Annotated in this window: 19 protein-coding genes; 9 read left to right on the top strand and 10 right to left on the bottom strand. The window is 72.2% G+C overall.

The window, feature by feature from the left end:
- Positions 1-13 precede the first annotated feature (13 nt).
- The 7 genes from ACIBW6_RS28510 to ACIBW6_RS28480 all read right to left on the bottom strand — a co-directional run bounded on the left by ACIBW6_RS28510 (position 14) and on the right by ACIBW6_RS28480 (position 7,480).
- On the bottom strand, positions 14-943 hold the full coding sequence (locus tag ACIBW6_RS28510; protein WP_399064492.1) for a carbohydrate ABC transporter permease: 930 nt from the start codon (positions 941-943) through the stop codon (positions 14-16).
- Positions 944-1,042: 99 nt separating this feature from the next.
- Complete coding sequence (gene araD / locus ACIBW6_RS28505) at positions 1,043-2,785, bottom strand: L-arabinonate dehydratase (protein WP_399064490.1); 1,743 nt, start codon at positions 2,783-2,785, stop codon at positions 1,043-1,045.
- The gene (locus ACIBW6_RS28500) at positions 2,782-3,693 is read right to left on the bottom strand and encodes a dihydrodipicolinate synthase family protein (protein WP_399064488.1); all 912 of its coding nucleotides are present in this window, start codon (positions 3,691-3,693) and stop codon (positions 2,782-2,784) included. Before ACIBW6_RS28500 ends, araD begins: the two co-directional genes overlap by 4 nt.
- Positions 3,690-4,433: a GntR family transcriptional regulator gene (locus ACIBW6_RS28495; protein WP_399064486.1), complete on the bottom strand. Its 744-nt coding sequence runs from the start codon at positions 4,431-4,433 to the stop codon at positions 3,690-3,692. Before ACIBW6_RS28495 ends, ACIBW6_RS28500 begins: the two co-directional genes overlap by 4 nt.
- A gap of 268 nt (positions 4,434-4,701) precedes the next feature.
- Positions 4,702-5,286 (bottom strand): TIGR03086 family metal-binding protein, encoded by a 585-nt coding sequence (locus ACIBW6_RS28490; RefSeq protein WP_399064484.1) that lies wholly within the window; start codon positions 5,284-5,286, stop codon positions 4,702-4,704.
- 83 nt (positions 5,287-5,369) lie between these two features.
- Positions 5,370-6,530, bottom strand: a complete 1,161-nt coding sequence (locus tag ACIBW6_RS28485) for a hypothetical protein (protein ID WP_399064482.1) — start codon at positions 6,528-6,530, stop codon at positions 5,370-5,372.
- A complete protein-coding gene (locus ACIBW6_RS28480; RefSeq protein WP_399064480.1) occupies positions 6,527-7,480 on the bottom strand; it encodes a 5-dehydro-4-deoxyglucarate dehydratase in 954 nt (317 codons plus the stop codon). Before ACIBW6_RS28480 ends, ACIBW6_RS28485 begins: the two co-directional genes overlap by 4 nt.
- Before the next feature lie 201 nt (positions 7,481-7,681).
- Between ACIBW6_RS28480 and ACIBW6_RS28475 the strand changes: the two genes are divergently transcribed.
- From ACIBW6_RS28475 to ACIBW6_RS28445, 7 genes are all read left to right on the top strand, one after another.
- Positions 7,682-8,536: an NAD-dependent epimerase/dehydratase family protein gene (locus tag ACIBW6_RS28475; RefSeq protein WP_399064478.1), complete on the top strand. Its 855-nt coding sequence runs from the start codon at positions 7,682-7,684 to the stop codon at positions 8,534-8,536.
- Positions 8,537-8,804: 268 nt separating this feature from the next.
- On the top strand, positions 8,805-9,566 hold the full coding sequence (locus ACIBW6_RS28470; protein WP_399064476.1) for a DeoR/GlpR family DNA-binding transcription regulator: 762 nt from the start codon (positions 8,805-8,807) through the stop codon (positions 9,564-9,566).
- A 93-nt stretch (positions 9,567-9,659) separates the two neighbouring features.
- A complete protein-coding gene (locus ACIBW6_RS28465) occupies positions 9,660-11,033 on the top strand; it encodes an ABC transporter substrate-binding protein (protein ID WP_399064474.1) in 1,374 nt (457 codons plus the stop codon).
- Entirely contained in the window at positions 11,030-11,977 is a 948-nt protein-coding gene (locus tag ACIBW6_RS28460) for a carbohydrate ABC transporter permease (protein WP_399064472.1), read from the top strand. Before ACIBW6_RS28465 ends, ACIBW6_RS28460 begins: the two co-directional genes overlap by 4 nt.
- Complete coding sequence (locus ACIBW6_RS28455) at positions 11,974-12,807, top strand: carbohydrate ABC transporter permease (protein WP_399064470.1); 834 nt, start codon at positions 11,974-11,976, stop codon at positions 12,805-12,807. Before ACIBW6_RS28460 ends, ACIBW6_RS28455 begins: the two co-directional genes overlap by 4 nt.
- Entirely contained in the window at positions 12,804-13,793 is a 990-nt protein-coding gene (locus ACIBW6_RS28450; RefSeq protein WP_399064468.1) for a zinc-dependent alcohol dehydrogenase family protein, read from the top strand. Before ACIBW6_RS28455 ends, ACIBW6_RS28450 begins: the two co-directional genes overlap by 4 nt.
- 58 nt (positions 13,794-13,851) lie before the next feature.
- The gene (locus tag ACIBW6_RS28445; RefSeq protein ID WP_399064466.1) at positions 13,852-14,073 is read left to right on the top strand and encodes a hypothetical protein; all 222 of its coding nucleotides are present in this window, start codon (positions 13,852-13,854) and stop codon (positions 14,071-14,073) included.
- 7 nt (positions 14,074-14,080) lie between these two features.
- On the opposite strand, the gene ACIBW6_RS28440 is transcribed toward ACIBW6_RS28445, so the two are convergent.
- The gene (locus ACIBW6_RS28440; RefSeq protein ID WP_399064464.1) at positions 14,081-15,310 is read right to left on the bottom strand and encodes a TerD family protein; all 1,230 of its coding nucleotides are present in this window, start codon (positions 15,308-15,310) and stop codon (positions 14,081-14,083) included.
- Positions 15,311-15,509: 199 nt separating this feature from the next.
- Between ACIBW6_RS28440 and ACIBW6_RS28435 the strand changes: the two genes are divergently transcribed.
- Positions 15,510-16,943 (top strand): amino acid permease, encoded by a 1,434-nt coding sequence (locus ACIBW6_RS28435; protein ID WP_399064567.1) that lies wholly within the window; start codon positions 15,510-15,512, stop codon positions 16,941-16,943.
- A gap of 11 nt (positions 16,944-16,954) precedes the next feature.
- Here ACIBW6_RS28435 and ACIBW6_RS28430 read toward each other — a convergent pair whose 3' ends face one another.
- Together ACIBW6_RS28430 and ACIBW6_RS28425 are read right to left on the bottom strand one after the other, a co-directional pair.
- On the bottom strand, positions 16,955-18,433 hold the full coding sequence (locus ACIBW6_RS28430; RefSeq protein ID WP_399064462.1) for an alkaline phosphatase PhoX: 1,479 nt from the start codon (positions 18,431-18,433) through the stop codon (positions 16,955-16,957).
- Between the two features lie 315 nt (positions 18,434-18,748).
- Positions 18,749-20,194: a hypothetical protein gene (locus ACIBW6_RS28425; RefSeq protein ID WP_399064460.1), complete on the bottom strand. Its 1,446-nt coding sequence runs from the start codon at positions 20,192-20,194 to the stop codon at positions 18,749-18,751.
- Between the two features lie 238 nt (positions 20,195-20,432).
- Between ACIBW6_RS28425 and ACIBW6_RS28420 the strand changes: the two genes are divergently transcribed.
- Positions 20,433-22,283, top strand: coding sequence for an endonuclease/exonuclease/phosphatase family protein (locus tag ACIBW6_RS28420; protein WP_399064458.1), 1,851 nt, complete (start codon positions 20,433-20,435; stop codon positions 22,281-22,283).
- Positions 22,284-22,431 lie beyond the last annotated feature (148 nt).

Genomic DNA, 22,431 nt, shown 5'->3' with positions numbered 1-22,431 from the left:
ACTTCCTCGACGCTCACTTCTCCTCGCCCCCGAACTTGCTCAGCCGCAGGTAGACCATCGAGCAGCACAGCAGGATCACGAAGGCGATGGAGGTCAGCGCGGACGCGTAGCCGAAGTCGTGGCTGTCGACGGCGATGGAGGCGATGCGCAGCGGCAGGGTGGTCGTCTCGCCCGCGGGTCCGCCGCCGGTCAGGGTGTACAGCAGGTCGACGTTGTTGAACTCCCACACCGCGCGCAGCAGCGTGGACAGGATGATCGCGTCCTTCAGGTGCGGCAGCGTGATGTGCAGGAACTGCCGGAAGCGGTTCGCGCCGTCGACCTCGGCGGCTTCGTACAGGTCCTTGGAGACGGACTGGAGGTCGGCGAGGATGAGGATCGCGAAGAAGGGGACGCCGCGCCAGAGTTCGGCGGTGACGACGGCCGGGAAGACCGTCGCGGTGTCCGACAGCCACGAGGTGCCATAGCTGCCCACGTCGACGTCGGCGAGGTAACGGGTGATGCCCGTCTGGGAGTTGTAGAGCAGCATCCAGACGGCCGAGGTCAGCACGCCCGAGACGGCCCACGGCGAGAAGACGAGGGCGCGGGCCACCGCCCGGCCGACGAAGGTCTGGTTGACGACGAGCGCGAGGCCGAGGCCGAGCAGCAGCTGGAGCACCACCTGCACGACGACCCACTGGAGGCTGAAGCCGAGCGTGCTCCAGAAGTCGGGGTCGTCGGTGAGGGCGGTGACGAAGTTGTCCAGGCCCGCGAAGCCGTTGCGCCACGGTTTGGTGGGGTTGTAGTGCTGGAGGCTGTAGTAGAAGACGCTGATGACGGGGTACGCGATGAAGCCCAGCATCAGCAGCCCGGCGGGGGCGATCAGCAGGTACGGCAGCTTGCGCGGGGTGGCCGACGTGCGGCGCCGGGCGGGCGGGGCTTTCGCCACGGCAGTGGCTTGGGCCATGACTGGACTCCGTTCTTGAAAGCGCTTTCCACAGAGGGTGCGGTGGGTCTGGGCGCGGGGCGGGAGCTGTGCCGGGGTGGTGGCGGGCGACGGGGCGGGTCAGCCCGCGTAGGGATCGGGGACCTCGCCCGGCTTGGCCAGGAAGGCGAAGTCGCAGCCGGTGTCGGCCTGGGTGATCTGCTCGTGGTAGAGCGCGCCGTAGCCACGCTCGTAGCGCTCGGGAGGAGCGGTCCACGCGGCGCGGCGGCGCGCCAACTCGTCGTCGGGGACGTCCAGTCGCAGGGATCGGGCCGGGACGTCGAGGGTGATCGGGTCCCCGGTGCGGACCAGCGCCAGCGGTCCGCCGACGTACGACTCGGGGGCGATGTGCAGCACGCACGCCCCGTAACTGGTGCCGCTCATCCGGGCGTCGGAGATCCGCACCATGTCGCGCACGCCCTGCTTGAGCAGGTGGCCGGGGATGGGCAGCATGCCGTACTCGGGCATGCCGGGGCCGCCCTTGGGGCCCGAGTTGCGCAGGACGAGGACGGTGTCGGCGGTGATGCCGAGGTCCGGGTCGTCGATGGTCCGCTGCATCGTCCTGTAGTCGTCGAAGACGACCGCCGGTCCGGTGTGCCGGAGCAGGTGCGGTGCGGCGGAGATGTGCTTGATGACGGCGCCGTCGGGGCAGAGGTTGCCGCGCAGCACCGCGACGCCGCCCTCGGCCGCGACCGGGTTCTCGCGGGTGCGGATGACGTCGTCGTCGTGGACGGCGGCGCCCGCCAGCCGGTCGCCGAGGCGGCCGTCGACGGTCGGGCGGTCCAGGTGGAGCAGGTCGGGGATGCGGGAGAGGAACGCGGGCAGGCCGCCGGCGAAGTGGAAGTCCTCCATGAGGTGGGTCCGGCCGCCGGGCCGCACGTTGGCGAGGACCGGCACGGTGCGGGCGACGCGGTCGAAGTCGTCGAGGGTGAGGCGGACGCCGGCCCGGCCCGCCATGGCGATGAGGTGGATCACGGCGTTGGTCGAGCCGCCGAGCCCGAGCACCGTGGTGACGGCGTCCGCGAAGGCCTCCGCCGTGAGGATCACGGACGGCTTGAGCGCGGTCCAGGCGAGGTCGACGGCGCGCCGCCCGGACGCGGCGGCCATCCGCTCGTGTGCCGAGTCGACGGCGGGGATCGAGGAGGCGCCGGGCAGGGTCATGCCGAGCGCTTCCGCCGCCGCGGTCATGGTGGAGGCCGTCCCCATGGTCATGCAGTGACCCGGTGACCGCGCCAACCCCCCTTGCAGCTCGCGCAGTTCGCAGTCGGTGAGGTTCCCGGCGCGGTGCTCGTCCCAGTACTTCCACATGTCGGTGCCCGAGCCGAGGGTCTCGCCGCGCCAGTGCCCGGGCAGCATCGGCCCGGCCGGCACGAAGAGGGACGGCACGTCGGCGGAGGTGGCGCCCATGAGGAGCGCGGGCGTCGACTTGTCGCAGCCGCCGAGCAGCACCGCCGCGTCGACCGGGTAGGAGCGCAGCAGTTCCTCGGTCTCCAGGGCGAGCAGGTTGCGGTAGAGCATCGGGGTCGGCTTCTGGTACGTCTCCGAGAGCGTGGCCACCGGGAACTCCAGCGGGAAGCCGCCCGCCTGCCACACCCCCCGCTTGACGGCCTCGGCGCGCTCGCGCAGGTGGACGTGGCAGGGGTTGATGTCGGACCAGGTGTTGAGGACGGCGATCACCGGGCGCCCCTGGTACTCCTCGGCCTCGTAGCCGAGCTGGCGCATCCGCGCGTTGTGCGACCAGGTGCGCAGGGCGCCCTCGGTGCCGTACCACTGGTGGGAGCGGAGCTGCTCGGGGGCGAGCCGCGCTCTCGGGGCGTCCGTCATATCGACCACCCCGCGGCGATGGCGGCCACCTCGGCGCGGTCCGGTTCGGGCAGCTCCCGGCTGGGCGGGCGGACGTCGCGGCGGCACAGGCCGAGCGAGGCGAGGGCTTCCTTGACCACCGTCACGTTGTTGGCGGAGGCGTCGGCGCCGCGCAGCTCCTCGAAGCGGCGGATCTGCTCCCAGACCTTCATGGCCTTGGGGTAGTCGCCCGATCGAAGCGCTTCGATCATGGACAGCGAGAGGCCGGGGGCGACGTTCACCAGGCCCGAGGTGAAGCCGGTGGCGCCGGCCGAGTAATAGGACGGCGCGTAGGGCTCGGCGAGGCCGGCGACCCAGACGAAGCGGTCCAGGCCCGCGTCCCGGGCGAAGGCCGCGAACCGCGCGGCGTCCGGGACGGCGTACTTGACGCCGATCACGTTCGGGCAGGCGGCGCCGAGTTCGGCGAGGCGGGCGCCGGGCAGCGCGGCGTTCTTCAGGTACGGGACCACGCCGGTCTCGGGCACGGCCTCGGCGATGGCGCGGTGGTAGTCGACCCAGCCGCCGTCGGAGACGTACGGGTGTACGGGCTGGTGCACCATCACCATGTGGGCGCCCAGGTCACGGGCGTGGCGCGCCGCGTCGACGGCGGTCGGCACGTCGTGGCCGACGCCGACCAGGACCGCGGCGCCGGGTCGCTCTCTCGTCTCCCTGAGCGTCAGCTCGGTGACGAGGCGCCGCTCCCCGGGGGTCAGGGTGTAGAACTCGCCGGTGTTCCCGTTCGGCGTGAGGGTGCGCACCCCGGCGTCGAGCAGCCGCCGCAGCAGGGCCGTGTACGCGGCCTCGTCGATGCTCCCGTCCGCGGCGAACGGGGTCACCGGGATCGCCACCACGTCGGCCAGCGCCGTTCGCTGGGTCTCGAACTCGGTCATGAGTGCTGCTCCCCCTTGGCGCCCTTCGCATCCTTGGCGCCCTTCGCATCCTTGGCGCCCTTCGCGCCCTCCCGGTCTCCTTCGGCCTCTTCGGCTTCTTCGTCCCGGACCTCGGGGAACGCCCGCCGGACGAACGAGGCGATGTGGTCGCGCAGGGCGCGGGAGGCGCCCTGCGCGTCGCCGGCGCGGGCCAGCTCCAGGATCTCCCGGTGCTCGGCGGCCTCCCGGTCCCAGGAGGGGTCCGCGGCCCAGGCGACGGCGGAGACGAGCGCGGCCTGGTCGCGGACCTCGTCGAGCATCTTGCCGAGCAGCGGGTTGCCGCAGGGCACGTACAGCGCGCGGTGGAACTCCCGGTTGGCGAGCGAGCGCTGGGCGGTGTCGGCCGCGGCGGCGGCGCGCTCCAGGGCGTCGCGGGCGGCGTCGAGGGAGGCGCGGCGGCGCACGGTGCGGCGCAGCGCCTCCGGTTCGAGCAGCAGCCGCACGTCGTAGACCTCGCGGGCCATGTCCGCGTCCACCATCCGCACCGTGACGCCCTTGTACTGGCTCATCACGACGAGTCCGGTCCCGGCCAGGGTCTTGAGCGCCTCGCGCACCGGCGTCTTGGAGACCCCGAAGTGTGCGGCGAGTTCGCTCTCCACCAGGGCCTGTCCCGGCCTCAGCTGTCCGGTCAGGATGCGGTGCTTGATCTCGTCCTGAACGTACTGCGTACGGGAGGGGATCGGAGTGGGCACTGACGTCATGCGCGCCTCTCGGTTGTGTGCCGTGTCGTGCGGCGTGAGCCGGGGCTCGTGTCGCGTATCGCGTATCGCGTATCGCGTATCTCGTATCTCGTATCTCGTATGGCGTCTCATATATGACGTACGAAGTACGACGCGATGAAGCTAGAAGCACCGCGCCGTGACGTCAACGCTTCCGACAAAAGAAGTTCCGGCCTGCTTCCGGAAACGACGACTGCCCCCTGCGGGCCGCCAAGGGGGCGCCGACAGGGGGCAGTTGGGGAGAACGGGGTCAGGGCGTCCAGGCCGGGTCGCGGCCGCTGAGCCCGATGACGCGGTCGAGGAGCGGCGCGTCGTCGGGTACGGGCACGATCGGTCCGAACAGCCCGTCACCGCCGTCGCCCCCGTCGCCGCCCTCCTGCGGGGTGAGGAGGGTGCGGGCGGCGTGCAGCGCGGCCTCGTCGGGCGCGTACGCCTGCCCGGTGGCGCGGGCCAGGTCCCAGCCGTGCACGACCAGTTCGTCGGCGGTGACGAGCCCCGCGACGGCGCCGGGCAGGTCGAGGCCGCCGGCCTGCGTCATGCCCTCCCAGGCGGCGGGCTCGCGCCAGGTGGCGACGAGCTCGTCCAGCGCCTCGGGCAGGGCGGTGCGCCACTCCGGGTCCAGTGCGGGCAGGGCGGCCCCGGGGTTCGTCCCCTCGCTCTCCTTGCGTCCGGCGGCGCGCAGCCCCGCGGCCAGGCCCATGATGTGGCCGAGCAGCTCGCGCACGGCGTAGTCGGGGCACGGGGTCGGCAGGTCGAGCTGATCGTCGCGGACGGCGTGCGCGAGGCGCGCGAGGACGCGGGCCTGCGGACCGAGGTCGACTGTGGTGTCACTCATGGTGACTGGTGACCCTTCCGGTGAGTGCGGAGTGCTTCACCGGTACAGACCCGGCCGCGGACCGGAACTCATCGCGGGTGGGGTCAGAGCCGTGTCAGCGCCTCGGTGACCGCCGTCAGGTCCGCGTCGGACGCGAGCCCGGCGTGGTAGAGCCGCAGCTGGTTCGCGCCCAGGTCGCGGGCGGCGCGGGCGTCCTCGGCGAGCGTGTCGGGGGACCCGCCCATACCGCGGACGACGGTCAGGTTCGCGGCGAGGACGCCGGTGCCCTGCCCGGCGAAGGGGCGCAGCAGGCCCGCCCCGCCCGTGCACGGCACGACGACGCCGTCGGCGACGGAGAGGATGTGGGCGGGGTCGACGCCGGCGTTGGCGCCGCAGTGGTAGGAGACCGGGTCGGCGTGGAGCAGCACCTGGAATCCGGCGGGTGCCGCCGCCCGGACCGCGGCCACGGCGGCCTCCTGGAGACTCCGGGCGGTCGCGTCGCGGTAGGCGCGGGTGGCCGCGGCGGTCGCGGCGCCGAGCTGCTTCTCGACCGTCGCCCAGCCGTCGTCGCCGCTCTCGCCGCGCCACAGGGGTGCGAGGGCGGCCCGCACGGACCGGGCCAGCGCGTCGCCGTCCAGGCCGTGATCGGCGTACCCCTGGTGGCAGTCGGCGCAGAAGCAGAGCGACATCAGGTACTGCCCGGCCTCGCCGAGGCCGACCCCGGCGGTCTTGTCGTGGGCGTGCAGATGGGCGAGGCCGTACCAGCCGAGCGACTCCAGTTCGGTGCCGTCGGCGCCGGGCCGGGTGGCGGCCTCGGCGGCGAGGTCGACGAGGTAGGCGCGGGTGGCGGCCTGGGCGATGCACGGGGCCCAGGGGTAGCGGTCGCCGTAGGCGTTGCGCACCGAGGTGGCGGGGTGCTCGGCGCCGAGCCGGGAGTTGTGGGCGAGGACGACCCAGGTGTGGACGGCGAGCCCGGCGTCCCGCAGCGCGGCGGCGGCCTGTCCGTACGCGTCCCCAGGAGCCCAGTCGCCGGCCGCGTAGGGCCGCAGCTCCCGCCCCTGCCAGCGCTGTTCGTCCGCCGGGTAGAGCACCGCGGCGTGTTCGGCGGTGACGATGCGGTGGCGCGGGTGGCGGGGGGTGAGGGCGCGGGTGGAGTGGTAGGCGGCGGCCAGGGTGACCTGGGCGACGCCGAGGCCCGCGATGCGGCGGGCGGCGTCCGGGTCGCCGACGACGTCCCAGGGGTAGACGAACGCGGAGGCCTTCACTCGCCGGCCCCTTCCAGCAGGCTCTGGCCGTGCTCGATGAGTTCGGCCAGCTGCTTGATGTGCTCCTCGGTCGGCTCCTGGAGCGGCGGACGGACCTCGCCGACGTCCAGGCCGCGCAGCCGGACACCGGCCTTGACCAGGGAGACCGCGTACCCCTTGCCCTGGTTGCGCAGTTCGACGAGCGGCCGGTAGAAGCCGTCGAGCAGCCGCCGCACGGTCGGGTCGTCGCCCGTGTGCAGCGCCTTGTGGAAGGCCTGGGCGAGGTCGGGCGCGAAGCAGAAGACGGCGGAGGAGTAGAGGGTGATGCCGAGGGCGCGGTAGGCGGGGCCGGTCAGTTCGGCGGTCGGCAGGCCGTTGAAGTAGAGGAAGTCGTCCGGGACCTCGGTGCGGACGGCGCTGACGATGCGCTGGAGCAGGTCGAGGTCGCCGAGGCCGTCCTTGAGGCCCAGGATCCTGGGGTGGCGGGCGAGGGCGACGACGGTCTGCGGGGTGAAGACGGCGTTGTCGCGCTGGTAGACGATGAGGGACAGGGAGGTCGCCTCGGCCAGCTGGGTGTAGTGCCGCAGCAGTCCTTCCTGGCCGGCCACCACGAGGTAGGGCGGCATGGCCAGCAGGGCGTCGGCGCCCGCCCGTTCGGCCAGCCGCGCGTACCGGACGGCGAGCGCCGTGCCGTATCCGGCGCCGGCGACGACGGGCACCCGGCCGCCGGCCGCCTCGACCGCGACCGCGACGCAGGCCTCGAACTCCTCGGGGGCGAGGGCGTGGAACTCCCCCGTGCCACAGCAGGCGAAGACGGCGGCGGCCCCGGCCTCGACGCCGCGCCGCACGTGGGTGCGGTAGGTGTCGAGGTCGAGGGCGCCGTCGGGTCCGTACGCGGTGACGGGGAAGAAGAGCGGCCCGCTGGGGACGCTGAGGCGGGCGGCGAGGGGGTCACGAGGGGGCGTCGTCACGGGCTCTCCCTGAGCATGTGCACGTGTATGATCCGCGTCTATATTTCTGAACGCGCTCACCGTAAGCCGCCCCAAAGGGGACGGTCAAGCATCCGAACTCACCGCGAGCACACGACCCTTGACGGGCCAGGATGCCGCTCCCTAGCGTTTCGTCCGCAACCACGAATGTGAATGCAGCTCACAGACACGGAGATCACGCACATGTCAGTGTCCCCGCCGCCCCCCGGACCCCGCACCATTCTGCTCACCGGCGCCGCCGGCGGTCTCGGCACCCTGATGCGGGAGCTGCTGCCCGAGTACGGCTACGCGCTGCGCCTGCTGGACGTCCGCCCCGTCCCGGACGCGCCGGACGCGATCGTCGCCGACCTGAACGACACGGAGGCACTGCGCGAGGCGGTGCGCGGCGTCGACGGCGTGCTGCACCTGGCCGGCATCTCGCTGGAGTCGACCTTCGACAAGATCCTCGAAGCGAACATCAAGGGCACCTACCACCTCTACGAGGCCCTGCGTGCCGAGGCGGACAGCCGCGCGGACGGCGTCGCCCCCCGGGTCGTCTTCGCCTCCTCCAACCACGCGATCGGCTTCACCCCGCGCCCGCGCACCGAGGACGGCGCCCCCCTGGTCCCCGTGGAGACGCCGCGCCGCCCGGACACGTACTACGGCCTGTCGAAGGCGTTCGGCGAGGACCTCGCGCAGTTCTACTGGGACAAGTTCGGCCAGGAGACGGTGTCGGTGCGCATCGGGGCCTGCTTCAAGGAGCCGATCGACGTCCGCATGATGTCGGTCTGGATGAGCCCGGCGGACGGGGCGCGCCTCTTCCACGCCGCGCTGAGCGCCGAGGACGTCGGCCACACCGTCGTCTACGGCTCCTCCGCCAACACCCGCCTGTGGTGGGACCTGTCGGGCGCGCGCGCCCTCGGCTACGAGCCGCAGGACGACTCCGAAAAGTACGCGGCGACCCTGCTCGCCGAGTTCGGCCCCCTCAGCGACGAGAACCCCGCCCACCAGTACATGGGCGGCCGCTTCGTCGACGACCCGCCGATCTGGCCGCACTGACCCACCTGAACGCACCCCGCGAGGCGGTGGGCGGGCCCGAAACGGGCCCGCCCACCGCCTCGTTCGGGCGTCCGCGGCGCCCGAACCCACACGCTCCCCCGCTCCCCCGCAGGTCCGCGGCGGGCAGCGCACGCCCCGAACGGGCCCAGACGGGCAGCATCGGGCCCACAACAGACCTGGTCACCGCCGCCCGGCGCCGGTAGAACTTCCGGTGCGGGCCCTTCCGGGCCCGAACGGGCACCGAGCCCTTCCAGGGAGGCGGGACGGCATGAGCGCGGAGGAACGCCAGCGGGAGATCGTGCGCACGGCACGCCGCACCGGCTCCGTCGACGTCACGGAGCTCGCCGTCGAGCTGGGCGTCGCCAAGGAGACCGTCCGCCGCGACCTGCGCGCCCTGGAGGACCACGGCCTGGTCCGGCGCACCCACGGCGGGGCGTACCCGGTGGAGAGCGCCGGGTTCGAGACGACGCTCGCCTTCCGCACCACGATGCACGTGCCGGAGAAGCGGCGGATCGCCACCGCCGCCGCCGATCTGCTCGGCGACGCCGAGACGGTCTTCGTCGACGAGGGCTTCACCCCGCAACTGATCGCCGAGGCGCTCCCCCGCGACCGGCCGCTGACCGTCGTCACCGCCTCCCTCGCGACGGCCGGCGCGCTCGCGGAGGCCGACAACACCACCGTGCTGCTGCTCGGCGGCCGGGTGCGCGCCGGCACCCTGGCCACCGTCGACCACTGGACGACGAAGATGCTGGCCGGCTTCGTCCTCGACCTCGCCTACATCGGCGCCAACGGCATCTCCCGCGACCACGGCCTCACCACGCCCGACCCGGCGGTCAGCGAGGTCAAGGCGCAGGCGATCCGGGCCGCGCGGCGCACGGTCTTCGCGGGCGTGCACACCAAGTTCGGCGCGGTCAGCTTCTGCCGGTTCGCGCCGGTCGGCGCCCTGGAGGCGATCGTCACGGGCAGCCAGCTGCCCACCTCCGAGGCCCACCGGTACGCGCTCATGGGACCGCAGGTCATCCGCGTCTGACCCGCACCGCACCACCGCACCACCCGTCGGGCAGCCGACCACCCCCGGCATGCCCTTCTCCTCCCCGTACGCTCGACAAGTCCAGGAGCTGCCATGCGAACCCAGAGCCGACGGAGGCCGCCGGGCGCCCTGCTCGCGACGGCCGCCGCAGGGACGCTGCTCACCCCCCTCCTGTCCGGCTGCTGGGCCGGTGCCGGCGGGCTCGGTGCGGGCGGCGACGCCATCAACGTCCTGATGGTGAACAACCCGCAGATGACCGCGTTGCAGAAGCTCACCGCCCGCCACTTCACCCGCGAGACCGGCATCAAGGTGAACTTCACCGTCCTGCCGGAGAACGACGTCCGCGACAAGATCAGCCAGGACTTCGCCAACCAGGCGGGCCAGTACGACGTGGCGACGCTCAGCAACTACGAGATCCCCATCTACGCCCGCAACGGCTGGCTGCACGAACTGGGCCCGTACGTGCGCAAGGACCCCGGCTTCGACCAGCAGGACATCCTGGAGCCCATGCGCGAGTCGCTCACCGGCGAGGACGGCAAGCTCTACGGGGAGCCGTTCTACGGCGAGTCGTCGTTCCTGATGTACCGCAAGGACGTCTTCGCGAAGAAGGGCCTGAAGATGCCCGCGCACCCGACCTGGCGGCAGGTCGCGGACCTCGCGGCGAAGGCCGACGGCGCACAGCCCGGCATGAAGGGGATCTGCCTGCGCGGCCTGCCCGGCTGGGGCGAGCTGATGGCGCCGCTGACGACGGTCGTGAACACCTTCGGCGGCACCTGGTTCGACAAGGACTGGACCGCGCGCCTGGACGACAAGGGCTTCAAGGACGCCACGGAGTTCTACGTGGACCTCGTCCGCGAGCACGGCGAGTCGGGCGCCGCCCAGTCCGGCTTCGCCGAGTGCCTCAACAACCTCACCCAGTCCAAGACCGCCATGTGGTACGACGCGACCTCCGCCGCGGGCTCGCTGGAATCCGCCGGCTCCCCGGTCAAGGGCAAGATCGGCTACGTCCCCGCGCCCGTCGAGAAGACGCGCGGCAGCGGCTGGCTCTACACCTGGGCCTGGGGCCTGCAGAAGGCGTCCCACAACCCCGACAACGCCTGGAAGTTCATCTCCTGGGCCTCCGGCAAGGAGTACGAGAAGCTCGTCGGGGAGAAGGTCGGCTGGTCCGACGTGCCGGCCGGCAAACGCGCCTCGACGTACGAGATCCCCGCCTACCGCGCCGAGGCCGCCGCCTTCGTGGACGTGACGCGCACCGCCATCGAGGGCGCCCGGCCGCGCGACCCGGGCGTGCAGAAGCGGCCCGCGCCCGGCATCCAGTTCGTCGGCATCCCCGAGTTCACCGACCTCGGCACCAAGGTCTCGCAGGAGATCAGCGCGGCCGTCGCCGGGCGCCAGTCCGTCGACTCGGCCCTGAAGAAGTCCCAGAAACTCGCCTCCGAGATCACGAAGGAGTACGAGGGCCGATGACGACCACACCGACCGCGCCCCCGGCCGCCCTCGCCCGGACCCGCGCCCCCTCCTCCCGGCCGGCGCCGAACCGGCTGCGCGCCTGGGCCACCCGGGCCCCGCTGCTGCCCGCCCTGGTCTTCATGATCGTGGTGACCCAGCTGCCGTTCGTGGCCACGCTGGTGATCTCCCTGTTCGACTGGAACGCGCTGTACCCGGACGCCCGCCACTTCACCTGGTTCGGGAACTACTCCGAGGTCCTCGGCGACGCCGATCTGCGCAAGTCCGTCCTGACGACGATCGTCCTGACCGTCACGGTGGTCCTGGTCAGCCTGATCGTCGGGCTCGGTCTCGCACTGCTCCTGGACCGCAGGTTCAAGGGCCGCGGCCTGGTCCGTACGCTCCTGATCGCCCCGTTCCTCGTGGTGCCGGTGGCGGCGGCCCTGCTGTGGAAGCACGTCCTCTACAACCCCGAGTACGGGCTGCTGAACGGCCTGTTGCACTACGTCGGCGGTCCGCAGCCCGACTGGATCTCCGACACCCCGCTGATCGCGGTCGAGGTGTCGCTGATCTGGCAGTGGACCCCGTTCATGATGCTGATCCTGCTCGCCGGACTCCAGTCGCGCTCCCCCGAACTCATCGAGGCGGCCCGGATGGACGGCGCGGGCCCCTGGCAGGTCTTCCGCCACCTCACGCTGCCGCACCTGCGCCGCTACCTCGAACTCGGCGCGTTGCTCGGCTCGATCTACATCGTGCAGAACTTCGACGCGGTCTTCACCCTCACCTCCGGCGGCCTGGGCACCGCCAACCTGCCCTACACCGTCTACCAGAGCTTCTACCAGGCACACGAGAACGGCCTCGCCTCGGCCGCCGGCGTCCTGGTCGTCATCGGTTCGCTCGTCATCGCGACCTTCGCGCTGCGCGTCGTGTCGTCCCTGTTCCGCGAGGAGGTGTCACGCGGATGACGTTCACCGGCTTCTTCCGGAGCAAGGGCCTCGGCCTGGCCGCCTGGCTGATCGGCATCGTCTTCTTCCTGCCGATCGCCTGGATGACCCTGACCTCCTTCCACACCGAGGAGGACGCGGCGACCAACCCGCCGTCCTTCGCCGCCTCCCTCACCCTCGACGGCTACCGCGACTTCTTCGGCGCCGGCGGCGGCGCGAGCCCCTGGCCCGCGCTGATCAACTCCACGGTCGCCTCGCTGGCCTCCACGCTCTTCGTCCTGCTCCTCGCCCTCCCGGCGGCGTACGCGCTGTCGATCCGCCCGGTGAAGAAGTGGACCGACGTCCTCTTCTTCTTCCTCTCCACGAAGATGCTCCCCGTCGTCGCGGGCCTGCTGCCCATCTACCTGTTCGCGAAGAACACGGACTTCCTCGACAACATCTGGCTGCTGGTCATCCTCTACACGTCGATGAACCTGCCGATCGCGGTGTGGATGATGCAGTCGTTCCTCGCCGAGGTACCGGTCGCGGTCATCGAGGCGGCGCAGATCGACGGGGCGCGCCTGCCCACGGTCCTCACCCGGGTGGTGGCCCCGATCGCGCTGCCCGGTATCGCGGCGACCGCGCTGATCTGCTTCATCTTCAGCTGGAACGAACTCCTCTTCGCGCGGGTCCTCACGGGCGTCGTCGCCCAGACCGCGCCCGTCTTCCTGACCGGCTTCATCACCAGCCAGGGCCTGTTCCTGGCGAAGGTGTGCGCCGCGTCGCTCGTGATCTCCCTGCCGGTGCTCGCCGCGGGGTTCGCCGCCCAGGACAAGCTGGTCCAGGGCCTGTCGTTGGGAGCTGTGAAATGAAGGCCGCGATCGTCGAGTCGGTGGGCAAGGTCGTCGTCGGCGAGGTGCCCGACCCCACGCCCGGGCCCCGGGACGTCGTCGTGGAGGTGGCGGCCTGCGGCCTGTGCGGCACGGATCTGCACATCCGCCAGGGCGAGTTCGCCCCCACGCTGCCCGTCGTGCCGGGCCACGAGTTCGCGGGCACGGTGGCCGAGGTCGGCAACGCCGTCACCGAACTGCGGACCGGCGACCGGGTCGCCGTCGACCCCTCGCTCCACTGCCACGAGTGCCGCTTCTGCCGGGCCGGGCGCGGCAACCTCTGCGAGCGCTGGGCGGCCATCGGCGTCACCACGGCGGGCGGTGCCGCCCAGTACGCGGTGGCGCCCGCCGCCAACTGCGTGCGCCTGCCCGACCACGTCCGCACCCAGGACGCGGCGCTCATCGAACCGCTGTCCTGCGCGGTGCGCGGCTACGACGTGCTGCGCTCCCGCCTCGGCTCCCACGTGCTCGTCTACGGCTCGGGGACGATGGGCCTGATGATGCTGGAGCTGGCCAAGCGGACCGGCGCGGCCACGGTCGACGTCGTGGACCTCAACCCGGAGCGGCTCGCCACGGCGAAGCAGCTGGGGGTCTCGGCCTCCGCGGCCAGCCCGGACGAGCTGGACCGGCCCGAGGGCTGGGACGTGGTGATCGACGCGACGGGCAACGCGGCGGCGATCCAGGACGGCCTCGGCCGGGTGGCCAAGGCGGGCACCTTCCTCCAGTTCGGCGTCGCGGACTACGCGACCCGGGTGGAGATCGACCCGTACCGGATCTACAACCAGGAGATCACCATCACCGGCTCGATGGCGGTGCTGCACAGCTACGAGCGGGCCGCGGAGCTGTTCGCGGGCGGGGTCCTCGACCCGGAGGTCTTCATCAGCGACCGGCTCCCGCTGGACGCGTACCCGCAGGCGCTCGACCGGTTCGCCTCCGGGGTGGGCCGCAAGATCGTCGTCGTGCCGTGAGGCCGTGAGGCCGTAATTCGGTGTCGGGTGCGGCACAGCCGGGTCTACTCTCCCGGCTGTGCCGAAACCCCAGGGATTCACCTACACGCAGCGCGCCGACGGCAGCGTCACGATCACCCATGCCGGGCGCGCCGCGGGCGTGCTGCGCGGCGCGCGGGCCGAGCGGTTCCTGGCCGAGGTGACGGCCGGGGACGCCCAGCTGGTCATGGCCCGCTGGACCGGGAACTACCGCCACGGGAACGAGCGCCAGGCCCGCTCCCACCCGCGCAACCAGCGGTAGCCGGGGCTCAGAGCGCCTGCGCCGCCGGCTTCACCATGCCGCGCACGGTGCGCGACTTCACGAAGTCGCCCATCGCCGTCATCTCCCACTCGCCGGAGAACTGCCGGATGAGCTTGGCCATCATCACGCCGGTCTGCGGCTCCGCGCCGGTCAGGTCGAAGCGGACCAGCTCCTCGCCGGTCGCGGCGTCCAGGAGCCGGCAGTACGCCTTGGCGACCTCGGTGAACTTCTGGCCGGAGAACGAGTTCACCGTGAAGACCAGGCCCGTGACGTCCTGCGGCAGGCGGCCGAGGTCGACGACGATCACCTCGTCGTCGCCGGCGCCCTCCCCCGTGAGGTTGTCACCGGAGTGCTTGATCGCGCCGTTCACGATCGACAGCTTGCCGAAGTAGCAGCTGTCGACGTGGTTGCGCTGCGGCCCGTACGCGATGACCGAGGCGTCCAGGTCGATGTCCTTGCCGCGGAAGGCGGGCTCCCAGCCGAGGCCCATCTTGACCTGGCTCAGCAGCGGCTTGCCGCCCTTGACCAGGGAGACCGTCTGGTTCTTCTGCAGGGAGACGCGGCCCTTGTCGAGGTTGATCTTCCCGGCGCCGGGCGCGGGGGCGGCGGGCGCGGCGGCCGGGGGCGCGGCCGGCGGCGGGGGCGGGGCGAGGCGCGGGTCGACCGGCGGGGTGGTCGGCGCGGGCATGGCGGCGGCCGGGGAGGCCGCGGGGGCGGCGACCGGCGGGGCGGCGGGCGCGGCCGGCTCCTCGACCGAGACGCCGAAGTCGGTGGCGATCCCGGCGAGCCCGTTCGCATAGCCCTGGCCGACGGCGCGGGCCTTCCACACGCCGCCCCGCAGGTAGACCTCCATGACGACCAGCGCGGTCTCCGCACCGAGCTGCGGGGGCGTGAACGTGGCCAGGACCGAGCCGTCGGCCGCGTCGCGCACGGTGGCGGTCGGCTCGATGCCCTGGAACGTCTGGCCCTCGGCGTCCGGGCTCGCGGTGACGACGATCTTCTCGATGCCCGGCGGCACGGCAGCGGTGTCCACCGTGATCGAGTCGGGGCTGGCGCCACCGCCCGACGTGTACGTGACGCCGGGGCCCGACGGCTGGTTGTAGAAGATGAAGTCGTCGTCCGAGCGCACCTTGCCGTCGGCGGTGAGCAGCAGGCCCGACACGTCGAGCCGCACGGGCGCCGAGACGTCCACCGCCACCCGCGCCGCCGTCAGCGGGATGTTCGAACCTGGGGTCATAGCTGTCATGCCTGGGGTAACGAGCGGGTCGGCTTTGCCGTTCCCTTACCCAGGACCTTTTCCCGCCCCGGCTCACCCGGACGAGCGACACGGCAGGGGGCCGTTCCCGGGCGGCGCTGGTGGGGCGGTGCGCAATGCGAGAGTTTCCGGCGTGAACCCGCACAAAAACACCCCGCATGGAGTACCGCCGGACGATCCGATCACCGCCGAGGGCGTCGCCGACGCGGGCGACCTCGGCTACAGCAAGGCGCTCAGACCGCGGCACATCAGCATGATCGCGATCGGCGGCGCGATCGGCACGGGGCTCTTCCTCGGCGCGGGCGGCAACCTCGCCAAGGCGGGGCCCGCGCTGGCCATCGCGTACGCGGTCTGCGGCGTCTTCGCGTTCTTCGTGGTGCGGGCGCTCGGCGAACTCGTCGTGCACCGCCCCTCGTCGGGTTCGTTCGTCAGCTACGCCCGGGAGTTCCTGGGCGAGCAGGGCGCGTACGTCGCGGGCTGGATGTACGTACTGAACTGGTCGACCACCGGGATGGCCGACATCACGGCGATCGCGCTGTACGTGCACTACTGGTCGATGTTCACGTCGGTGCCGCAGTGGGTGCTCGCGGCGATCGCGCTGGCGATCGTGCTCACCGTGAACCTGATCTCCGTGAAGAGCTTCGGCGAGATGGAGTTCTGGTTCGCCATCGTCAAGGTCACCGCGATCGTCGCGTTCCTGCTGATCGGCGTCTTCTTCCTCGCCTCGCCCGCGGAGATCCAGGGCCAGGCGCCCGGCCTGTCGCTCATCAGCGACCACGGGGGCTGGTTCCCGCTGGGCGTGCTGCCCGTCGTCCTCATCACGCAGACGGTGATCTTCGCCTACTCGGCGGTCGAGATGGTGGGCGTGACGGCGGGCGAGACGGCCGACCCGGGGACGGTGGTGCCCAAGGCGGTCAACTCGATCATGTGGCGGGTCGGCATCTTCTACGTCGGCTCGGTGGTGATGCTGACGCTGCTGCTGCCGTGGACGGCGTACTCGGCGGACCAGAGCCCGTTCGTGACGGTCCTGTCGAAGATCGGGGTGCCGGCGGCGGGCGGCATCATGAACCTGGTCGTGCTCACGGCCGCGATGTCCTCCCTCAACTCCGGCCTCTACACGACCGGCCGCATCCTGCGCTCGATGGCGATGGCCGGTTCGGCGCCCTCCTTCACCGCGCGGATGAGCCGCAGCCACGTCCCGTACGCGGGCATCCTGCTGACGTCGACGGTGGCACTGTTCGGGGTCGCCCTGAACGCGTGGCTGCCCGACGACGCCTTCGGGATCGTCACGAACGTCGCCTCGCTCGGCGTCATCTCCACCTGGTGCATGATCATGCTCTGCCACCTGGTGTTCGTCCGCCGCTCCAAGGAAGGGCTCGTGCACCGGCCCGCGTTCCGGCTGTGGGGCTCGCCGTGGACCGAGCTGGTGACGATCGCGTTCCTGCTCGCGGTGCTCGTGATGATGTGGTTCGACACCGACGGCGCGGGCCGCGACACGGTCCTGCTCCTGGTCCCCGTCGCCCTCGCCCTGACGGGCGGCTGGTTCCTGGTACGCGGACGGGTCCACCGGATCGCCGCCGAACGGGAGGCGCCTCCGGTGGACCCGCTGGGCTGAGCCCCGGTCCGTCAGCGCTGGCGCTTCCAGGGGCCGGTGATGGCCAGCATGATGCCGGGCGTCTGGATGTTGGCGTACAGCGTGTGGCCGTCGGGCGAGAAGGTGACGCCGGTGAACTCGCTGTACTCCGGATCGTCCGCGGTGCCGATGTTCAGCTCGTTGCGCGCGATCGGGTACGTGGTGCCGCGCTCGGTCGCGCCGAACAGGTGCTGGACGCCCTCGCCGTCCTCGGCGATGACGAGGCCGCCGTAGGGGGAGACGGTGATGTTGTCCGGGCCGTCGAAGGCGCCGTCCACCGAGGGGTCGGGGTTGACGCCGAGCAGCACCTTCAGGGTCAGGGTGCGGCGCTTGGGGTCGTAGAACCAGACCTGGCCGTCGTGGGGGACGGGGCTCTCGTCACGGGCGAACGAGGCGACGATGTAGGTGCCGCCGTCGGCCCACCACATGCCCTCCAGCTTGCGGGCGCGGGTGACCTCGCCGTCCTTGAACTGCTTGCGCACGGAGACCGTCTTCGCGTCCCGGTCGGGGACGTCCACCCAGTCCACGCCGTAGACGGTGCCGGTCTTCGTGGCGCGCGAGAGGTCGTCGACGAACCGGCCGCCGGAGTCGAAGCACTTGAAGGCCTGGAGCACGCCCGCGTCGTCGGCGAGGGTGCGCAGCTTGCCGCGGCCGTGGTGGAAGCCGTGCGGCGGCACCCAGCGGTAGAGCAGTCCGTTGGGGCCCGAGGCGTCCTCGGTGAGGTAGAGGTGGCCGCGCTTGGGGTCGACGACGACGGCCTCGTGGGCGTAGCGGCCGAGGGCCTTGACCGGCTTCGGCGCGCGGTTGGCGCGGCGGTCGGCGGGGTCGACCTCGAAGACGTAGCCGTGGTCCTTGGTGAAGCCGTACTTGCCGGCCTTGTCCTCGGTCTCCTCGCAGGTCAGCCAGGTGCCCCAGGGGGTGTTGCCGCCCGCGCAGTTGGTGGCGGTCCCCGCGATGCCGACCCACTCGGCGACCTCGCCGCCGCGGCGGACCTCGACGACGGTGCAGCCGCCCGCCGCCATCGGGTCGTAGACGAGGCCCTCGGTGAGCGGCACCGGGTGCGGCCAGTCGGCGCGGGCGCCGGCCAGCTCGTGGTTGTTGACGAGCAGGGTGGTGCCGCGCGGCCCCTCGAAGGTGGACGTGCCGTCGTGGTTGGACGGCGTGAACTCGCCGGACTCCAGCTTCGTCTTCCCGCAGTACGTGATGATCTTGTACGAGAATCCGGCGGGCAGCGCGAGGATGCCCTTGGGGTCGGAGCGCAGCGGGCCGTACCCGGCACCGTGGTGCCCGCCGTGGTGGCCATCGTGGTCGCCATGGCCATCGTGGTCGCCGTGGTCGCCGTGGCGGTCCGTGACGTCGGTGGCGGCGAGCGCGCCCGGCGCGGTGGCGAGGGCGCCGACGGACCCGGCCAGGGCGACGCCCGCGCCGGTGGCCGCGGAGCGTACGGCGAAGTCCCTGCGAGTGAGTGACATGGTGGCTTCTCCTGCTGACGGTGAACGGGGCGGGGCCGGGTGGGGTCGCGGACCCTGTTTCCGGCCACACGTTCCCGTCCGCGCCTGAACGCCGGTTGAACACCGCCCTACGCCGAGGGGCTCGCTTCCATGACTTCCGTGAACCCGCAGGGGCCCGGCCCCGAAAGGGGCGCGGGGAACTGCGCGGCCAGCCGCGCACAGCGGCGCACACGCTGTGCCACCTGCCGCGGCAGACGCGTCTGCGCACCGGTGCGGGCCCGGACACACACCCGACCGCAGCCGCGCTTGCCTCGACGCCCCCTCAAGAGGAGCCGCTCAACCGCCGGAGGCAGACCGCGCCTTGAAGGCCGCCTTCCGCGCCTCCTTGGCCACCTTCTTGTCCGGGTGCAGCCGCCCCATCGCCTCCAGGACATCGGCCGTGGCCGGGTGCTCCACCCGCCAGGCCGCGGAGAAGAACCCGCTGTGCTGCGCGGCGAGCCCCTCGACAAGCCCCTGCAACTCGTCCGAGTTGCCCTCCAGGGAGAGCTGCGCGGCGATCGTGTCGACGGTCAGCCAGAAGACCAGGTCCTGCGAGGGCGCGGGCACGTCCGCCGCGCCGTGCTCGGCGAGCCAGACCCGGGCGAGCCCGCCCAGCTCGGCGTCGTCCAGCACCTCGCGGAGCGCCGGCTCGGCCTCCGCGCCGACCAGCGAGAGCGCCTGCTGGCAGCGGAGCCTGCGCAGCGGCGCGCCCGCGTCGGCGCCCCGGGCCGCGGTCAGCAACTCCCGCGCCGCGTCCAGCGGCTGACGCCGTGCCAGCCACTGCTCGATCTCGGCCTGCGCGGCCGCCTGCGGGTACGCGGACGTGCCGTCGAGCAGCGCGTCCGCGCCCTTGTCGACGAGGTCGCCGACGGCCGGGGCGGCCACCCCCGCCTCCAGCATCCGGGAGCGGATGCCGAAGAGGCCGAGCGGGGTCAGCCGCACCATGCCGTACCGGGTCACGTCGGACTCGTCGACGGCCTCGGCGACCGGCTGCTCCGGCTCGTCCGGCTCATCGAGGTCCGCCAGCAACGCCTCGTCGACCGGCTGGAACTCCACGAGCCCGACCGGTTCGAGCAGCCGGAACTGGTCGTCGAGCCGCATCATCGCGTCCGAGACCTGCTCCAGGACGTCGTCGGTGGGCTCCCCCATGTCGTCGGGCACGATCATCGACGCGGCGAGCGCGGGCAGCGGCACCGGCCCGTCCGCGCCGCCCTCGGCGACGGTCAGCAGGTACAGGTTGCCGAGCACGCCCTCCAGGAACTCGGCCTCCGCCTCGGGGTCCCAGTCGAGCTGCGAGAAGTCGATCTCGCCGCTCTCCTCCAGGACGTCCGCGAGGTCGTCGAGGTCGGGCACGGTGGCGTCGGCCAGCGCCGCGTCGAGCGCGCCGAGCCACAGGCCGAGCACGTCCGCGGGGCTGCCCGCGGTGAGGGTGGCGAGCTCGTCGCCCGCGGTGACGGTGCCCTCCTCCTCGTCCACGACCTCCACCAGGCCGGTGTCGACCGCGGCGTTCCACGCCTCGCTCGCGTACGCGGCGCCATCCTCGTCGTCGCTCAGGCCCAGCTCGGCCATGGCGGCGGGCATCTGCTCCTCCAGCAGTTCGCCGCCGGCGCCGACCCGGGTGGCGGGCCCGGCCCAGCGGGCGAGCCGCACCGCGCGGGACAGGAGCGGGGTGGCGAGGGCGTCCCGCGCCAGCTCCGCTTCGGCGGGCAGCCGGACCGGCGGCAGGGGGGAGCTGTCTGACATCGGCTGAATCTCCTCAGGGCATACGGTGCGACCGCTCAGCCTAGACGGATTTGACCCTTTGCTGCCCGGTTCATGTACCCGTCAGGTTCCGGTCGCCCCCAGGACACCCGCACAACCTTGACAACTCCCCTGCGCAGGACCGAGATTGACGCGCGTAGAAAGCCTACGGAGCCTGGCGAACCAGGCAGCCACCCCCTCGTCCCGGCGCTCGCCACCGCACGTCCCCGGAGGGATTCCCTTGCCGAGCAAGTCCGCGCACTTCGCGCCCGCCGTGTTCTCCCGCTCCCGCCTCGCCGCGCTCGCCGTCGCCACCGCGTGCTGCGCCACGTACGCCGTGGTCGTGACGGGCCCCGCGCACGCGGCCACCGTCGCCGTCCACGACATCCAGGGCTCCACCCGCACCTCCCCGCTCGCCGGTCAGCAGGTAACGGGCGTGGCGGGGGTGGTGACCGGGGTCAGGACGTACGGCTCCTCGCGGGGCTTCTGGCTCCAGGACACGGCGCCCGACGACGACCCCGCCACCAGCGAGGGCGTCTTCGTCTTCACCGGCTCGGCGCCGACCGTGCGCACCGGCGACGCGGTGACCGTCGCGGGCACGGTGAGCGAGTACGTGCCCGGCGGCGCCTCGTCCGGCAACCAGTCGCTCACCGAGATCACCAAGCCGACGGTGACCGTGGTCTCCTCCGGCAACGAGGTGCCGGTGACGACGGTCAGCGCGAAGTCGGTCCCCGCCGCGTACACGCCCACGGGCGACCCGGCGGCGGGCGGCTCCGTGAACGGCCTGACCCTGCGGCCCGAGAAGTACGCCCTCGACTACTACGAGTCCCTGGAGGGCGAGAACATACGCATCGGTTCCTCGCGCGTGGTCACCGCCACCGACCCGTACGCGGAGCTGTGGGTGACGGTCAGGCCGGGCGAGAACCCGACCGTGCGGGGCGGCACCCGGTACGGCTCGTACACCGCGCAGAACACCGGCCGGCTCCAGATCCAGTCGCTCGGCGCGGTCGCCGACTTCCCCGCGGCGAACGTCGGCGACGTGCTGGCCGGCCGCACCGAGGGCCCGCTCGACTTCAACCAGTTCGGCGGATACACGCTGGTCGCCCGGGAGTTGGGCACCCTGAAGGACACCGGGCCCGGCCGCGAGACGACCCGGGCGCAGGGGCGCGGCGAGCTGGCGGTCGCGACGTACAACGTCGAGAACCTGGACCCGACCGACACCACGTTCGAGGAGCACGCGGCGGCCATCGTCGACCACCTGAAGTCGCCCGACATCGTCTCCCTGGAGGAGATCCAGGACAACAACGGCGCGAAGGACGACGGCACGGTCGCCGCCGACGTGACGCTCACCGAGCTGACCGACGCGATCGTCGCGGCGGGCGGCCCGCGCTACGCGTGGCGCTCCATCGACCCCCAGGACAAGCAGGACGGCGGCGAGCCCGGCGGCAACATCCGTCAGGCGTTCCTGTACAACCCGGAGCGGGTCTCCTTCACGGACCGCGCAGGCGGCGACGCCACCACGGCCGTCGGCGTGACCCGTGAGCACGGGCACGCGGCGCTCACCGCCTCGCCCGGCCGGATCGACCCGGCGAACGCGGCCTGGGCGAACAGCCGCAAGCCGCTCGCCGGCGAGTTCACCTTCCGCGGCAAGCGCGTCATCGTCGTCGCCAACCACTTCGCCTCCAAGGGCGGCGACCAGGCCCTGACCTCCCAGTACCAGCCGCCGGCCCGCAGCTCGGAGACGCAGCGGCACGCGCAGGGGGTGGCCGTGAACGCCTTCGTGAAATCCGTCCTCAAGGTCGAGCGCGACGCCGACGTGATCGCGCTCGGCGACATCAACGACTTCGAGTTCTCCGGCACCGCGCAGCGTCTTGAGGCGGGCGGCGCGCTCTGGTCGGCGATCAAGTCGCTGCCGCGCGGCGAGCGGTACACGTACGACTACCAGGGCAACAGCCAGGTCCTGGACCAGATCCTGGTCAGCCCCTCGATCCGCAAGAAGGACGCGTTCCGCTACGACAGCGTCCACATCAACAGCGAGTTCCACGACCAGATCAGCGACCACGACCCGCAGGTGCTGCGGGTGCGTCCGTAGTACGGGGCGCGGGGGGGGGGGGGGGGGCCCCCCCCCCCCCCCCCCCCCCCCCCCAACAAATTGTTGTGCGCCCCCCCCACCAGAGGGTATTGGTAGAAGCGCAACACGGCGGGGGGGGCCGACCACAACACCAACAAACACAAAAAAG

This window comes from Streptomyces sp. NPDC049813, assembly GCF_044465085.1.
Classification (GTDB): Bacteria; Actinomycetota; Actinomycetes; order Streptomycetales; family Streptomycetaceae; genus Streptomyces.
This window is presented reverse-complemented; position numbering and strand designations above follow the sequence as displayed.

What these genes read in the sequence shown, in the direction of transcription:
- ACIBW6_RS28510 (WP_399064492.1), bottom strand. Translation starts at nt 943, where the DNA reads ATGGCCCAAGCCACTGCCGTGGCGAAAGCCCCGCCCGCCCGGCGCCGC.
- araD (WP_399064490.1), bottom strand. Translation starts at nt 2,785, where the DNA reads ATGACGGACGCCCCGAGAGCGCGGCTCGCCCCCGAGCAGCTCCGCTCC.
- ACIBW6_RS28500 (WP_399064488.1), bottom strand. Translation starts at nt 3,693, where the DNA reads ATGACCGAGTTCGAGACCCAGCGAACGGCGCTGGCCGACGTGGTGGCG.
- ACIBW6_RS28495 (WP_399064486.1), bottom strand. Translation starts at nt 4,433, where the DNA reads ATGACGTCAGTGCCCACTCCGATCCCCTCCCGTACGCAGTACGTTCAG.
- ACIBW6_RS28490 (WP_399064484.1), bottom strand. Translation starts at nt 5,286, where the DNA reads ATGAGTGACACCACAGTCGACCTCGGTCCGCAGGCCCGCGTCCTCGCG.
- ACIBW6_RS28475 (WP_399064478.1), top strand. Translation starts at nt 7,682, where the DNA reads ATGTCAGTGTCCCCGCCGCCCCCCGGACCCCGCACCATTCTGCTCACC.
- ACIBW6_RS28470 (WP_399064476.1), top strand. Translation starts at nt 8,805, where the DNA reads ATGAGCGCGGAGGAACGCCAGCGGGAGATCGTGCGCACGGCACGCCGC.
- ACIBW6_RS28465 (WP_399064474.1), top strand. Translation starts at nt 9,660, where the DNA reads ATGCGAACCCAGAGCCGACGGAGGCCGCCGGGCGCCCTGCTCGCGACG.
- ACIBW6_RS28460 (WP_399064472.1), top strand. Translation starts at nt 11,030, where the DNA reads ATGACGACCACACCGACCGCGCCCCCGGCCGCCCTCGCCCGGACCCGC.
- ACIBW6_RS28455 (WP_399064470.1), top strand. Translation starts at nt 11,974, where the DNA reads ATGACGTTCACCGGCTTCTTCCGGAGCAAGGGCCTCGGCCTGGCCGCC.
- ACIBW6_RS28450 (WP_399064468.1), top strand. Translation starts at nt 12,804, where the DNA reads ATGAAGGCCGCGATCGTCGAGTCGGTGGGCAAGGTCGTCGTCGGCGAG.
- ACIBW6_RS28440 (WP_399064464.1), bottom strand. Translation starts at nt 15,310, where the DNA reads ATGACCCCAGGTTCGAACATCCCGCTGACGGCGGCGCGGGTGGCGGTG.
- ACIBW6_RS28430 (WP_399064462.1), bottom strand. Translation starts at nt 18,433, where the DNA reads ATGTCACTCACTCGCAGGGACTTCGCCGTACGCTCCGCGGCCACCGGC.
- ACIBW6_RS28425 (WP_399064460.1), bottom strand. Translation starts at nt 20,194, where the DNA reads ATGTCAGACAGCTCCCCCCTGCCGCCGGTCCGGCTGCCCGCCGAAGCG.